The sequence below is a fragment of the Xanthomonas cannabis pv. cannabis genome, assembly GCF_000802365.1.
Taxonomy (GTDB): Bacteria; Pseudomonadota; Gammaproteobacteria; order Xanthomonadales; family Xanthomonadaceae; genus Xanthomonas; species Xanthomonas cannabis.
On the sequence record NZ_JSZE01000088.1, the window covers coordinates 1 to 14,508 of the forward strand.

Sequence of the window (14,508 nt, forward strand, 5' to 3'; positions counted from 1 at the left end):
GCGCACCATTGCCTTGACCGCCTGACCGGAGACGCTGGCGCCTTCCAGGCGCACGGCGAAGAAGTGTTTGAGTTCGAAGGTCCCACGCGGCGTCTGCAGGTACTTGCCGGTGGTGATGCGCGAAATGGTCGATTCGTGCATGCCGATCTCGTCGGCGATTTCCTTCAGTGTGAGTGGCGCCATCGCTTCCTCGCCACGCGCCAGGAACGCGGCCTGGCGTTCGACGATGGCGCGCGTGGCGCGCAGCAGGGTTTCGTAGCGCATCGACAGCCCGCGGGTCAGCCAGCGCGCTTCCTGCAGCATGTCGCGCAGCGGCTGCCCGGCATCACCGGCGTCGGCCAGCGCGCGTTCGTGCACCGGGTTGATGCTGACGCGATGGGTGGTGGCCGGATTGAGTGCCACGCGCCAGCTGCCGTCGGCATGCCAGGCGAGCACGTCCGGGATCACGCTGGTATTGCTTTCCTGCAGGAGGTCGTCGCCCGGGCGCGGTTGCAGCGACAGGATCAACCGCACCGCCTCGCGCGCGTCGTCAACTTCGGCATCGTGCGCGCGCGCCAGCACCGCGTAGTCGTGGCTCGCCAGCAGGTCCAGGTCGCCAGCCAGGATGCGCGCGGCCAGATGCCGTGCCGGAACGCGGCCGGGCAGGGCGGTCAACTGCGCCTGCAGGCATTCGCGCAGGTCGCAGGCCCCCAGGCCGGCGGGGTCGCCGTGCAGCAGGCGCTGGCGGACTGCTTCGACCGCCTCGACCGTCATCCCCAGACGGGTGGCGCCCAGCTGTTGCAGCGTCGCCAGCGCTTCGGTCAGATACCCGGCGTCGTCGGTCTGCTCCAGCCAGAACGCGGCGGCCCCCAATGCCGCTTCGTCCAGGTCCAGCGCCAGTTCGCGCAGGATGCGCACATGCGGGTCGGTGGACTCGCCGGCCGCCACGCGCTGCATGCGGTCATCGTCGTCGCCGTTCCAGCTGCTGCTCTGCACGTCCCACATCGTGCTTTCCGGTAGTTCATCGAAGGCGGCGACATCGGAAGCGCCATCGTCGCTGGTTGCGGCGGCATCGCTGTCGGCCAGTTCTTCCAGTTCCAGCAGCGGGTTGGTTTCCAGCGCGCGACGGATTTCCAGTTCCAACTGCATGCCGTCCAATTGCAACAGACGGATCGACTGCAGCAACTGCGGGGTCAGGTGCAGTTGCTGGCCAAGCTGGGCGGAAATGGTCGTCTTCATCGAAGCGCTTCCGGAAGGCGCCGCACGTGGCAGCGATGGAACGCATCTTGCAGGACAAGGCGACGGGTTTCTAATCAGGGAATCGCGTGAGGCAATTCGTGATTTTCCTGACAGGGCGTGGGGAATTCCCTGACGTTCAATACGGACTCAAGCGTGCCCGCCGGAATCCCGTCACTGTTTTCGTCGCTGGCGGCCGTTTCCGGTCGGCGCAGCGGTTTGCTCAGACCAGTTCGTTGTGATGCTTGGCGGCCAGCAACACCAGGTCGTTGGCACGCCGGCAACCGAGCGATTCCATCATGCGCGCGCGATGGGTCTCCACCGTCTTGACGCTGATGCCGAGGTCGGCAGCGATTTCCTTGTTGCTCTGGCCGCGGCCGATCTCGCGCAGGATCTCGCGCTGGCGCGGCGACAAGGCGGCGATACCGACCGGTTTTTCCCGGCCCAGCATCGGCGCGATCATCTTGGACGAAATCTGCGGGCTCAGGAACACCTGGCCGGCCGCCGCTGCACGCAAGGCCAATTCCAGCTCGAGCGGCGCCGCATCCTTGACCACGAAGCCCACCGCGCCGCGATCGAGCGCGTCGCGCACGTGCACCGGGTCGTCGTGCATCGACATCATCACCACATGCGTGCGCGGCGCGGCGCGCAACACATCGGTCATGGCATCCAGGCCGCTGCGGCCAGGCAGGGACAGATCCATCAACACCAGATCAGGCCGGTGCAGGGATGTCATGTCCAGGGCTTGCTGTGCGTTGCTGGCCTCACCCACGACATCGATGCCGGCGAAGGTTTGCAGCAGCCTGGACAGGCCGGCACGAACAAGGGTGTGATCGTCGACGATGATGACTCGCACGGCGCAGAAGAGACCTTTTTCAGTAAAGGGCACCTTAGCCGACCCGGCGCCCCGCGCCAACAGGCGCTATCAGCGCTGGCGGCGGGCGTCGGCGATCTGACGGCGATGCAGACGGAACAGATGGCGTTCCAGCGCCTCCTGCAAGCCTGGGGAAAGCGGCGCAAACCGCAGCCATAGCCAGTGATCGTGGCCATCGCTTGCGCTTGCCAGGACCTCGGCAGGAAGCTGTACCAGTTCAGGAAGCCAGTCGGAGGGTTGCAGGCAAACGCTGCCCAGGGTGCCCGGCGGGTGGCTGCTTGCGCAGCTCAGGCGGATTCCGCGCACCGACCAGTGCACGTTCGCCTGGATCAGTCCGGTGTCGCCCTGTTGCACCAGGCGGCCGATCAGGGCCAGCATCAGGTCGAGCTTGGCGTCCATGCGCTGCACCAGCAGGGGCAGCTCGCCACGGTCTTCGCTGCTGTCTTCGCTGCGCAGGTCTTCCACCTGGCCCAGGCTGCGCAGCAGGGTTTCTGCGGCACTGTGCGAGCCGGCGTCGCTGCCGGCACGGAAGCCGGCCGGCAGGCGCACTTCGCAGCTGAGCGTGTCGGCGAACAGCGCGGCATCGGCCGATGGCGCGAGTGTGCCGAGCGCGGACATCAGATCCGTCCGACCCGTGCGTAGGCGCGGCTGGCCGTAGAGGACGTGCGCTGCGCGCGGATCAGATCCAGCAGCTTGCGTCGACGCTCGAGCATCATCCGCATCAGGTCCTGCTGCATCACCTGCAACGTCTGCAACGCGTCGCGGTCCTGACTCAGGTCCGCCTGCTGCGCGTACTCGCGCAGGTGCAGATCGTGGGCGTCCAGCATGAACGGCATCACCTCGAATTCCTCCTGCGCCATGGCCAGGCGGATGTCGGCAATTTCGGCTTGAAGGCTCTGCGCGCTATGCATGGTATGACTCACGAAGCGGCGGAAAGGCCGCGCTGGTCCAGGGGGATGGAATTCCACGCCGAGTCGATTTCGCTGAGCAGATCCAGCGCTTCGGTCAACGCGGTTTCGTCGTTGTGCAGGTTGGCGGCGGTCAGCCGCTGCATCACGTAGTCGTAGAGCGCCGACAGGTTACCAGCGATCTCGCCACCGGCTTCGTGATCGAGCGATCCGTTCAAGTGGCCGACGATCGCGCAGGCTTCGCCGATGGCCTTGCCCTTGCGCGCCTGGTCGCCCTGCGCCAAGCAGGCCTGGGCCAGACGGATGCGCTGGCAGGCGCCGGCGAACAGCAGCGACACCAGCTTGTGCGGGTCGGCTTCGGTCACGCTGGTGGACACGCCGACCTTGCGGTATTGCTCGGCATACTGACGATTGGAACCGTACATGGATGACTCCTCAATGGGCTGACCTTCGTTGGTCCCGGAGCGCTGCGCTCCTGCGACGACGCTCCTGCCGGAAGGCAAGGCCGAAATCACGATAGGCCTTACTTGTATCGGCAATATCCTGACAGGACTTGAGGATCGTCATCACGGAAATCAGCTTGTCAGCAGGCCGCTGAGCGAGCTGGTGCTGCCTTGCAACTTGCTGATCATGGCGTCCATCGCGGCGAACTGCGCGGTGTAGCGGTCGCTGAGTTTTTCCATGCGCGCATCGAGATCGTCCAGGTCCGACTCATAGCCCTTGATGGTCTTGTTCAAACTGTCCGAGCGCAGGGTCAGCGTGCCGTTGGTCGCATTGACGTTGCTGTCCAGCAGCTTGGTCAGGTTGCCACCGAACTTGCTGTCCTTGCCGAACACCTCGGCCGCGGCGCCGCCGTCGGAGGCGATGGCGGTGTCGAACTTGCTACCGTCGAAACTCATTACGCCATCCTTGTCGATGGTCAGGCCGACCGCCTTGAGTTCGTTGACGTTGCCGCTGACCTGGCCGCGCAGCTGTTGTTGCAGGCTGCGCACCAGCGAATCGCCGGTCAGCGCCGAGGCAGTCTTGGTGGTGGCGTCATAACTGCTGCTCTTGGCCAGCAGCGTGTTAGCGGTGTTGTAGGCCGCGGCGAAGGCGGTGAGGTTGCCCTTGAGGCCGCTGGTGTCGGCGGCCACGCCCAGATTGAACTTGGTGCCTTCAGCGGCCTTGGTCAGGGTCAGCACCACGCCGGGCACGATGTCGCTGACGGTGTTGGAGCTGGACGTGCGCTCGAAACCGTCCACGCGTACCAGCGCGTCGGCGGCGGCGACGGTCTGATTCAGCCCGCCGGTGACGCCGGGGCCGTAGGTCAGGCTGCTCAGGCTGGGGTCGCTGGCGCTGATGGTCAGTGCGCCCTTGGTGCCGGAATCGACCGCATTGAAGACCAGGTGCTGGCCATCGTTGGCGGTGACCACGCTGGCAGTCACGCCCTTGCCGCCGGCAGCCTTGTTGATGGCCGCAGCGATGTCGGTCAGCTTGTCGGTGCCACTGATGTCCACGGTGACGCTCTGATCGCCATAGCCGATCGTCAGCGTGCCGCTACCCACGGTGGCATCGGCAGCGAATGCACGGGAGGCCAGTTTCTGCGAGGTCGCCAGCGAGACCACTTCCACCGAATAGTTGCCCGGCGCCGCCGAGCTGGTGGTGGTGGCGGTGAAACCGGCATCGGTCGGCACCGTGGCCTTGTACGCGTTGGTGTCGGCGCTGCTGATCACCTTGTCCAGCGCAGACTTGAGCGTGGTCATGCTGCTCTTGATCTGGCTGATCGCCGACAACTGCGTGGTCGCGGCGGTGCCGGCCTTGTTGATGCGTGCCTGCTCGGGGTCTCTCTGCCGGGACACCAGGGTGGACACCACGGTAGGGATGTCCAGTCCGGAGGCGGAAGTGCTGATCACCGATGCCATCTTGCATTCCTCGTCTGGGCGCCCGAAACAGACGGACGCATGGGATTACGTGACGGGTATCGGCCGCATCCGCGAGGACTTTAGCGGCGGCGAGGGGTCACGCGCACGACGGCTATCGATGCAAGTTCCATGCCCGTGGTGGCCGGCGGCGCGCGTCAATAAACCGTCCATGGCTGGCGTGGACGGGCTGCGGCCACAAAAAAAGCCCCTCCGAAGAGGGGCTTTGGACTTGCTGCGGAGCACTGCCGCGTTGCGGCGGCAGGTGGCTGCCAGTTACTGCAGCAGGCTCAGCACGTTCTGCGGAACCGACTTGGCCTGGGCCAGCATCGCGGTACCGGCCTGCTGCAGGATCTGCGTGCGGGTCAGTTCGGCGGTGGTCTTGGCATAGTCGGTATCGGCGATCCGGCTGCGTGAGGCCGACAGGTTTTCCGAGGTTGCGCTCAGGTTGGCGATGGTGGAGGTGAAGCGGTTCTGCACCGCACCCATGTCGGCGCGCGAGGAGTTGACCGTGGTCAGCGCCTTGTCCACGATTTCCAGTGCTTTCTGTGCGCCCGAGAACGTGGAGATATCCAGGCTGCCCAAGGTCGAAGCGGTGGAGCCGGAAGCGGCCGAAGCGGTGGTGATGCCGGCGCCGACGGTGATGCCAGCGGCGCTGGAGGTGCCGGCCGACAGCGAGGTGAAGTCCTGGCCAGCTTTCAGCGATTCGATCTGCACCGAGCCGTCGCTCTTGATCGAGGCGTACATGCCGGTCTGGTCGAGCTTGTCGTTGATCGCCGAGGCAACCTTCTTGTTGACGTCGGCAGCGGTGTCGCCGGCAGCGACCTTGACGTCGGCAATGGTGATGCTCTTGGCCGAACCGCTGGCGTCCTTGAACGACAGGCTGATGCCGCTGACAGAACCGGAGGCGGTGGCGGTGCCGCTCACGCCGGCGCCGGAAACGGCGGCAGCGAAGTTGGCCTTGCCCAGCGAATCGATGTTGGCGTCGGCGATGCTGTTGATGCCGATGGTCTGGCCGGCGTCGGCGCCGACCTGGAACAGCGCGCCGGAGAACGAGCCGTCCAGCAGCTTGGTGCCGTTGAAGCTTGTCTGATTGGCGACGCGGTCGATTTCCGCGGTCAGCTGCTTGACTTCGGAATTCAGGGCCTCGCGGTCGGTGGACGAGTTAGTTGCATTTGCCGACTGCACCGACAGCTCGCGGATACGCTGCAGATTGTTGCCGATTTCCTGCATCGCGCCTTCGGCGGTCTGGGACAGCGAGATGCCGTCGTTGGCGTTGCGCGAGGCAACGTCCAGGCCGCGGATCTGGGTCGTGAAGCGCTCGGCGATTGCGCCGCCGGCTGCGTCTACGGCAAAGCTGGTGATGCGCTTGCCAGACGAGAGCTGCTGGATGCTCAGCGCCAAGCTGGAGCTGTTGGTGTTGAGGTTCCGCTGAGCGTTCAGCGACATTACGTTGGTGTTGATTACCTGTGCCATTTTGATTTCTCCTAAGCGATTTTTCCGGCAAGGGGGACTTGCCTGGAGCCTCCGCAGGGGGGCCATCAAGTTGGCCGTTGCCGCTGCTGAGATGAATAACGGCGTTGCGTCGGGAACCTTTAGCGAAATTCAGTATTTTTTACTGTCGTTCTGCGTCGGGACGAAATACGTAAGCGTTGTGTATCACGGGGTTTGGTTTATTCGGCAGCACCCCGCCAATCTTTAGCGTTGGTATAACTCTTCGAAAAATAAACTCCGTCCGCCTGCGCAAGCGCTCACGCGCAGGAGCGAAGAAAACCCAGGTTTTCTGCGGCAAAATCAGCGGATGATGTTGAACAACGACGACGACTGCATCTGCTGAAAAATCGTTTGAGCGGCCTGCAACGAGGCCTTCTCGAGTTGGTACTGCCCGATCGCCGAGGCGTAATCCAGATCGCGGATCGACGACAGGCTGGTCTTGAGGGTGACTTCGTTCGATTCAAGCAATGCGTTGGCATTGTCGATGGCCGACAACTGCGCGCCGCCGGAGGCGCGCGCATCGATCATCTTCGAAGACGCCTGGGTGATGTCGCGCATCGACGACTGCAGCGTGTTGATCATCGCTGTCTTCTGTGGCGCGGTCAGCGTATCGGAGTTGAGCGCGCCGACCAGGTCGCCGATGGTGGAGAACACATCCTTGGTGCCGGAGGCGCCAATCTGGAAACTGTCGCCTACCGCCGGGGCGCCGCTGATGCGCATGCGCACGCCGGCCGCGTTGATGTCCTCGCCCTCCTTGTAGGTGCCGGTGCCGACCACCGTATTGGTGCTGTCGCGCACTTCGTAGGTGTCGGCGGCGGTGAACTGCACGCTGTAACTTCCACCGTTCCAGCTGCCGGTGCTCGCATCGCGGCTGAAATCCAGCAGCAAGCCGGTCCCCGTGTTGGCGGCGTTGGCGTGCGCATCCACGGTGCCGTCGCCGGTGCGGATGCGCATGAAGATTTCGCTGCCGGGCAGGGTGTCGCTGACGAAGGTGTCCGGCGCCACTTCGACCTGCTTCTGGGTCTGGTCGCCGTTGTAGGTGACGCCGCCATTGCTCTTGATGAAAGGCGCACTGCCATCGGCGGTGCCGCCGAACAGGTAGCGCCCGGTGCCGTCGGTGCTGTTGGCCAGGCTCACCATGCTCTCGCGCAGCGCGGTCAGTTCCGAGGCGATCGCCTTGCGGTCATCGGGGCTGAGCGAAGAATTGCTGGCCTGCACCGCCAATTCGGTGACGCGCGCCATTTTGTCGCCGGCTTGCGAGAGCGCGTTTTCCTGCAGCCCGAGCCGGTTCTGCACGTTGTTGGCGTTCTCGCCGAAGCGGGTGATGGCGGCCAGCGCGCGATCCAGGCCGACGGCTGTGCCGGCGGCGACCGGATCGTCCTTGGCGGTAACCAGGCGTTGCCCACTGGACAGCTGCGATTCGAGCTGGTTCAGCCGCGCCTGCTTGGCCCCCATCGAGGCAACCGACTGGCTGTACATCATGCTGGTGGAGATACGGTCGGTCATCAGCGTACGGCGCCCAGGATGGCTTGGAAGACGGTGTCTGCGGTGGAGATCATCTGTGCGGCGGCCTGGTAGGCCTGCTGCAGTTTCAGCATGTTGGCGGCTTCCTCATCGAGGTTGACACCGGAAATCGAATCACGGCTGGCCTGCGCCTGGTCGTTGATGACCTTCTGCGCGTCCGAGGCGTAGCTGGCTGCGCGCGCCGCCGAACCCACCGAGGTGGTCAGGCCCGACAGCGCGCCGTTGAGGGTGACCGTGCCGCTGCTGAGCGCCTTGGCATCGTCGATCTTGGCCAGCAACTTGGCATTGCCGTTGTCGCTGGAGCCGGCACTCATCGGACCCACGCCGAAGGTGTCGCCGGCCTTGGGCGCACCATCTAGTGCAAAGCTCCAGCCGTTGGCGCTGATGGTCTGGCCCGCGGTGTAGGCAAACGGGCCGGCGCCGTCGACGGTGTACTGGTTTGCATCGATGAACTCGATCGAGGACGGGGCCAGCAGCGCGGGATTCTGCGCATTGGTGACCTTGACGTCGCTGATCTTGCCGGTGCCCAGGTTGGCGACGGTGGCGGTGGCCTTGACCGGGGTGGCTGCCGCAATGCGCGAAGGGTCGGTGATGGCCACCGACAGGGTACCGGCCAGCCCGGCGGTGGGCTGCAGCAGGAACTTGTCGCCGCTGGCCGGAGTGCCGCCGACCACCATGCTCACGCCCTTGAGCACCAGCGGATCGGCAGCGGTGCCGGTGCCGGTCATCGGCACGGCAGAGCCGGTACTGGCGTTGATGGCTTTCCAGGTGGTGCCGTCGAAGCTGAGCGTGACGTTCTGGCCGTCAACGGCGCTCACGTTGCTGAAACTGGCGCTCAGCGATGCGCTGCCGGTATTGCTCGGATTGGCGGCAACGGTAGGCGAACCGATATTGAAGAAGTTCCCGCCCATCGCGCCATACAAGTCCATCCCCTGGCTGTGGCCGGCATTGAAGGTGCTGGCCATGCCCACGGCCAGGCGGCCGAGTTCGGCCTGGGTCGGCTCGAGCACGCTGCTGCGAAATTCCAGCAGACCGCCGATCTGGCCGCCCAGCGAACTGGCGCTGAGGCTGACGTTCTGGCCTTGGGTCTGCATCGCCACCTGCAGCTTGGTCGGCTGATACGGGTCGGCAACGGTGACGAGTTTGGAAGAGGTGGTACCGACCACCAGCGGCTGACCGCCGGCGGTGAAAACATTCATGAAGCCGCCGTCCTGGATCACCGCCGTGCCGCCGGTAAAACCGACCAGCTTGCTCACCAGCGCGTCGCGCTGATCCAGCATGTCCGGCGCTGCCGCCTGGGCACTGCTGCCGATGGTGCCGTTGAGCTTGGCGATCTGCTGCGTCAAGCGGTTGACTTCGTCCACCGAGGAGGTCAACCCGCTGTTGACTTCGTTGCTCAGGCTGTCCATCTGCCCGTTGAGCTGCTTGAAGCGCGTCGCCAGCGAATTACCGCTGTCGAGCATGCTCTGGCGCTCGGCGGTGGAGGAGGCGTTGGACGACACCGCGCTGGTGGAATCGAAGAAATTCGACCACAGCCCGGCCACGTTGGTGGCGGTGTTGGAGTACAGCGCGTCGACGCGGTTGGACAGCGAGGACAGCTGCTGCAGGCGCGAGAGTTCGCCGCCGCTGTCGAGCAGGCGCGAGATGGCCAGCTGGTCGGCGACCCGGCCCACATCGGTGATCTTGGCGCCATTGCCCACGAACGCGTAGCCCATGTCGGTGGGCGTGCGCGTTGCAAATTCCACACGTTGGCGGCTATAGCCTTCGGTATTGATGTTGGCGACGTTATGGCTAACGGTCGACAACGCCCGTTGGAAGGCGATGAGCGCGCTGGTCCCGGTGGACATGATGGACATGAGCGTTTACCTCAGCGACGGATGGTGCCGAGCCCGACCGGCTCGGCGGTACTGGCATAGCGGTTGGACAGATCGGCCGCCGCGTTGCCGATGGCGGCCACCGCACGGTCGATGGTCGGGCCGTTGGCGATCGCCGCGATCTTGGCCGCATAGCCCGGATCGGTGGCGTATCCGGCTTGTTGCAAGCCGCGTGCAAAACCCTTGATATCGGTGCCGGCCTGCAGCGCGGGCTGGTAACGGCTGTTGTTCTTCAGCAGCCGCACGTAGTCGGCAAAGCTCTCTTCGGCCGAGCCATAGGCGCGGAAATCGGCGGTTTCGGTGGTTTTGACGCCGTTGACGTATTCGTGGGTGCCGGTGGTGACCTTGTCGCCGCTCCAGCCGGTGGCCTTGATGCCGAACAGGTTGTTGGAGTCGCCACCATTGCCGATGCCGCGCCGGCCCCAGCCGGTCTCCAGCGCGGCCTGCGCCACCAGCGCACGCGGATCCACGCCCAGTTCGCGCGCGGCCTTCTGCGCATGCGTCCAGATCTTGGCAACGAAGCCTTCCGGGGTACGCTCGCCCAGGCTGGCGGCCGCGCTGCTCGCCGCGCTCGCATTGACCGCGGCGTTGGCGTCGGCGGCATCGCTGGCCGCCACATCGGCCCAGCGATCGTTGGCCGAGGGCCAGCTCAGCGCGGCCGCATCGTCGCTGCCGGCATCGCTGCTGCCGGTGCGCCCGGCGATCAGATCCAGCACCTGGCTCATGCCGATGCCGCCCAGGCCGCCTGCGCCGATGCCTGCAGCGGTGCCGGTGCTTGCGCCGACGCCGGTCGCCGCGCCATCGCGGCTCGGCAACGGCAACGAGGCGTCGCGCTTGCCGGCCACCAGCGAATAGGCCTTGGCGGCATCGGCGGTGCTCAGCGAGGTATTCAACGCCGGGCCGCCGGTGTCGCCGCTCAGCTGCTTGGAGATCATCGCCGACAGGCCCAGCCCCTTGCCGTCGGTCAGCGCCTTGGCCATCTGCTGGTCGTACATCTCGCGGAACATCTGGTTTTCGCCCGGAAACATCGGGTCGCCAGAGCTTGCGTCGCGCATGCTCTTGACCAGCATCTGCGCGAACTGTCCTTCGAGCTGACGTGAGACCTTGTCGATCTTGGCGGGATCGGCCTTGGTGCTCGGGTTGAGATCAATGGGCGAGGCTGCGATACGCATGTCAGATCACCTCCAGCTCCGCCGTGAGCGCACCGGCTTGCTTGAGCGCTTCCAGGATGGCCACCAGGTCGCCGGGAGCGGCGCCCACTTCGTTGACCGCACGCACGATCTGATCGAGCGTGGTGCCGCCTTCGAACTTGAACATGCGGCTGCCTTCGGAGGTGGCCGTGATCGTCGACTGCGGGGTCACCGCGGTGCGGCCGCCACTGAAGGCGCCCGGCTGGCTGACGTTGGTGTTTTCGCTGATGGTCACGGTGAGCGAGCCATGCGCGATCGCCGCCGGCATCACCCGCACCAGCTGGCCGATCACCACCGTGCCGGTGCGTGCGTTGACCACCACCTTGGCCGGGGCATCGCCCGGAGACAGTTCGACATTTTCCAGCCGCGACAGCAGGCCGATACGCGCGCCGGGATCGGTCGGCGAGCGCACTGCCACGGTCACGCCGTCCACCGCACGCGCGGTGCCGGCGCCGAAGCTGCTGTCGATCGCCGCGACCATGCGCGAGACGGTGGTGAAGTCGTTCTGGTGCAGGTTGAGGGTGATCTCGCCGGTACCGGCGAACACGTCCGGCAATGCACGTTCGACGGTGGCGCCGTTGGGAATGCGGCCGACGCTGGGAATGTTGACCGACACCCGCGAGCCGTCCTTGCCCTGCGCGCCGAAGCCACCGACCACCAGGTTGCCCTGCGCCATCGCATAGACCTGGCCATCGGCGCCTTTCAGCGGTGCCATCAGCAGCGAGCCGCCACGCAGCGATACCGCGTTGGCGATCGAGGAAACGGTGATGTCGATGGGCTGGCCGGGCTTGGCGAACGGCGGCAATTCGGCATGGATGGCCACGGCCGCGACGTTTTTCAGCTGCGGGTTGACGTTCGCCGGAACATTGACGCCCAGCTCGCCAAGCAGGTTTTTCAGGCTCTGCACGGTGAAGGGCGCCTGGCTGGTGCGGTCGCCGCTGCCATCCAGGCCGACCACCAGGCCGTAACCGACCAGCGCGTTGCCGCGCACGCCGCCGACCTGGGCAAGATCCTTGATGCGCTCGGCCGAGGCCGGCGCGGCGATCGCGCAGACCGCCACAGCGGCGGCCAGCAGACGGAAGGCCAGGGAAGACAGATTCATGGTCGCAGGCTCAGTAGGGCGACAGACGGGAATTGAAGAAGCGGCTCAGCCAGCCCATCGCGTTGGACTGCGCGATCGCGCCGCGGCCGCCGTAGGCGATGCGGGCGTCGGCCACCTTGCTCGAGGGCACGGTGTTGTCCGGGGCGATGTCGGCGGCGCGCACGATGCCTTGCACCTGCACCAGTTCGTCACCCTGGGTCAGGCGCAGGTTCTTCTGCCCCTGAATCACCAGATTGCCGTTGGGCAGGCGCTGCATCACGGTGACGGTCACGCTGCCCTGCATGCGGTTGCTTTGCGCGGTGTTGCCCTTGCCGTCGAAGCTGCGATCGCCGCTCAACGAGTTCTGCAGCACGTTCAAGCCACCGACGGTGAGCGGCGCTCCCAGCAGCGTCGGCGCGGCCATGGTGGTCGCGTCCTTCTTGCTGATGCTGGTATTGGCGGTGGACGAGGCGGTGGTGCTTTCCACCAGGTTCACCGTCAGCAGATCGCCGACATCGCGGGCGCGGCGGTCGCCGTACAGGTTCAGGCTCGGGCCGGCGGCGTAGATCGCACCGGCGGTGGGCTGCGCCACCGGCGCGACCACCGGCACGATCGGCGCCAGTTCGGCGAACGGCCGCACATCGCCGGCCGCCACGCAGCCGCCCAGCAGCGCGCTGCAGGCAATGGCGAGGCACAGGGAGGAGAGAGAAGGCAGGCGGGACATGGCGTGGATTCCTGAGAAGGCAGCGACCGGCGGGCCGATCAGACGTTGTTGTTCAAGTAACCGAGCATCGAGTCGGTGGTGGAGATCGCCTTGGCATTCATTTCGTAGGCGCGCTGCGTCTCGATCATGCTCACCAGTTCTTCCACCGTGTTGACGTTGCTGCCTTCCAGCGCGCCCTGCACGGTGTTGCCCAGGCCGTTGAGGCCGGGGGTGCCGTTCTGAGCAGGGCCGGAGGCGGTGGTTTCGACAAACAGGTTCTCGCCCTTGGACTGCAGGCCCGAGGGGTTGATGAAGTCGGTCAGCGTCAACGCGCCGATTTCCTGCGCGGCGGCCTGGCCGGCCAGCGTCACGCTGATGGTGCCGTCGTTGCCGATGGTCAGCGACTGCGCGCCTTCGGGGATCTGGATGCCCGGCTGCAGCGGGTAGCCGCTGTTGGTGACCAGCTCGCCCTGCGCATTGATCTGGAAGGTGCCGTCGCGGGTATAGGCCGAGGTGCCGTCAGGCATCTGCACTTCGAAGAAGCCGCGGCCGTTGACCATCACGTCGAGCGCGCGGCCGGTCTGCTGCTGGCTGCCTTGGTCGAAGCCCTTGAAGGTGGAGACCACCCGCACGCCGGTACCCAGCTGCAGGCCGGTCGGCAGCTGCGTCTGCGCGGAGGTGGAACCGCCCGGCGCACGCACCTGTTGGTACAACAGGTCTTCGAACGCCGCACGATCGCGCTTGAAGCCGGTGGTATTGGTATTGGCCAGGTTGTTGGAAATGACCGACATGCGCGTCTGCTGCGCATCCAGTCCGGTTTTGGCGACCCACAAAGCCTGATTCATGACCCGATTCCTCGTTAGACCCGGGGATGTGTTCCGGGTACAGGTGGGTATATGCACGTGCCGTGCCAAACCCGCGTCGGATTTTTGCCGGCTGTGCACTGGATCACGCGAAGCGGGCGCGGTCGCCTGCGCGGAGCAGGCTGGCGGCGGGAAGGTAGCGGCTAGGCGGAAGCGGTGGAACTCTGCGCAGCAGATCAGGCGCGGTAGATCGGTCGCCGGTCAGCGATGTGTTCGACGACGTGTGAACCCTTGGCGCTGCGTGCGGAAGGGTTCTTGGGAGCGCGCGGTGTCCTCACCGCTCGCGGGACACGCCGTGAACCCATCCCTGGGGGCTCGGTGGCGGCATCCATGCCGCCACACGGTCCCGCAATCGGCGAGGCCACCGCACCAGAGAGTGAATCGGTGGTCGTGTGAAAGCTGCTTGTTGCTCGGGTTGAATCTGGAAGCTGATCGGAAGCGATGCGATCCAAGCAACACACCGCATGCTCTGCTCGCAATCCTGCGTACCGACTATCTCGCCTGGTCCTTGCCCGCCCACCGTCGCGGGACCTTACGCGGCATGGATGCCGCGTAAGAGCCTAGACGGACGTACTTGCGGCGTGTCCTGCGATGGTGGGCGGGCAAGGGCCCTGCAGCCAAGTCACAAACCAGCCGCTCTGCAGCGAGTGCCCAGATCAACAGCATTGCCAACCGCACACACCTGGTCGACAAACCATCGGTAGTCAGCGTCAACCGCGTACAAACCACCTGCGAGACCGCAGGAGTCAGAGTCGAACGACATGTCACTTCGCTCGCGAGCCACGTCCCCCGGGCGGCCGCCATCCAGGTGCTCGGCAGCGCGGCAAGCCAACCGGCGGTGCGTCAGTGGGCGCCAGTGATGCTTAGCCACTGACCCGCAGCAG

13 protein-coding genes are annotated in these 14,508 nt (G+C 65.5%); all 13 read right to left on the reverse strand.

Annotated elements, in window-relative coordinates:
* Window positions 1-1,218, reverse strand: a 1,218-nt coding sequence (gene rpoN / locus OZ10_RS14635) for an RNA polymerase factor sigma-54 (RefSeq protein ID WP_039565631.1), incomplete at its 3' end; no start/stop codon positions are given.
* A 220-nt stretch (window positions 1,219-1,438) separates the two neighbouring features.
* A complete protein-coding gene (locus tag OZ10_RS14640; protein ID WP_003482986.1) occupies window positions 1,439-2,071 on the reverse strand; it encodes a response regulator transcription factor in 633 nt (210 codons plus the stop codon).
* A gap of 69 nt (window positions 2,072-2,140) precedes the next feature.
* Window positions 2,141-2,707, reverse strand: coding sequence for a PilZ domain-containing protein (locus OZ10_RS14645; RefSeq protein ID WP_039407720.1), 567 nt, complete (start codon window positions 2,705-2,707; stop codon window positions 2,141-2,143).
* Window positions 2,707-3,000: a hypothetical protein gene (locus tag OZ10_RS14650; protein WP_039407718.1), complete on the reverse strand. Its 294-nt coding sequence runs from the start codon at window positions 2,998-3,000 to the stop codon at window positions 2,707-2,709. Before OZ10_RS14650 ends, OZ10_RS14645 begins: the two co-directional genes overlap by 1 nt.
* Window positions 3,001-3,008: 8 nt before the next feature.
* Window positions 3,009-3,422: a flagellar export chaperone FliS gene (gene fliS / locus OZ10_RS14655; RefSeq protein WP_024939606.1), complete on the reverse strand. Its 414-nt coding sequence runs from the start codon at window positions 3,420-3,422 to the stop codon at window positions 3,009-3,011.
* Between the two features lie 150 nt (window positions 3,423-3,572).
* Window positions 3,573-4,898 (reverse strand): flagellar filament capping protein FliD, encoded by a 1,326-nt coding sequence (gene fliD / locus OZ10_RS14660; RefSeq protein ID WP_039407713.1) that lies wholly within the window; start codon window positions 4,896-4,898, stop codon window positions 3,573-3,575.
* Window positions 4,899-5,171: 273 nt separating this feature from the next.
* Window positions 5,172-6,371: a flagellin gene (locus OZ10_RS14665; RefSeq protein WP_039407711.1), complete on the reverse strand. Its 1,200-nt coding sequence runs from the start codon at window positions 6,369-6,371 to the stop codon at window positions 5,172-5,174.
* 318 nt (window positions 6,372-6,689) lie between these two features.
* A complete protein-coding gene (flgL, locus tag OZ10_RS14670; protein ID WP_039407709.1) occupies window positions 6,690-7,895 on the reverse strand; it encodes a flagellar hook-associated protein FlgL in 1,206 nt (401 codons plus the stop codon).
* The gene (gene flgK, locus OZ10_RS14675) at window positions 7,895-9,769 is read right to left on the reverse strand and encodes a flagellar hook-associated protein FlgK (protein ID WP_039565632.1); all 1,875 of its coding nucleotides are present in this window, start codon (window positions 9,767-9,769) and stop codon (window positions 7,895-7,897) included. Before flgK ends, flgL begins: the two co-directional genes overlap by 1 nt.
* A gap of 11 nt (window positions 9,770-9,780) precedes the next feature.
* The gene (flgJ, locus tag OZ10_RS14680; RefSeq protein ID WP_039565633.1) at window positions 9,781-10,959 is read right to left on the reverse strand and encodes a flagellar assembly peptidoglycan hydrolase FlgJ; all 1,179 of its coding nucleotides are present in this window, start codon (window positions 10,957-10,959) and stop codon (window positions 9,781-9,783) included.
* 1 nt (window position 10,960) lies between these two features.
* Window positions 10,961-12,079, reverse strand: a complete 1,119-nt coding sequence (locus OZ10_RS14685) for a flagellar basal body P-ring protein FlgI (protein ID WP_039565635.1) — start codon at window positions 12,077-12,079, stop codon at window positions 10,961-10,963.
* Between the two features lie 10 nt (window positions 12,080-12,089).
* Complete coding sequence (flgH, locus tag OZ10_RS14690) at window positions 12,090-12,782, reverse strand: flagellar basal body L-ring protein FlgH (RefSeq protein ID WP_016901722.1); 693 nt, start codon at window positions 12,780-12,782, stop codon at window positions 12,090-12,092.
* 38 nt (window positions 12,783-12,820) lie between these two features.
* Window positions 12,821-13,606, reverse strand: a complete 786-nt coding sequence (gene flgG / locus OZ10_RS14695; protein ID WP_016901723.1) for a flagellar basal-body rod protein FlgG — start codon at window positions 13,604-13,606, stop codon at window positions 12,821-12,823.
* Window positions 13,607-14,508: the final 902 nt, after the last annotated feature.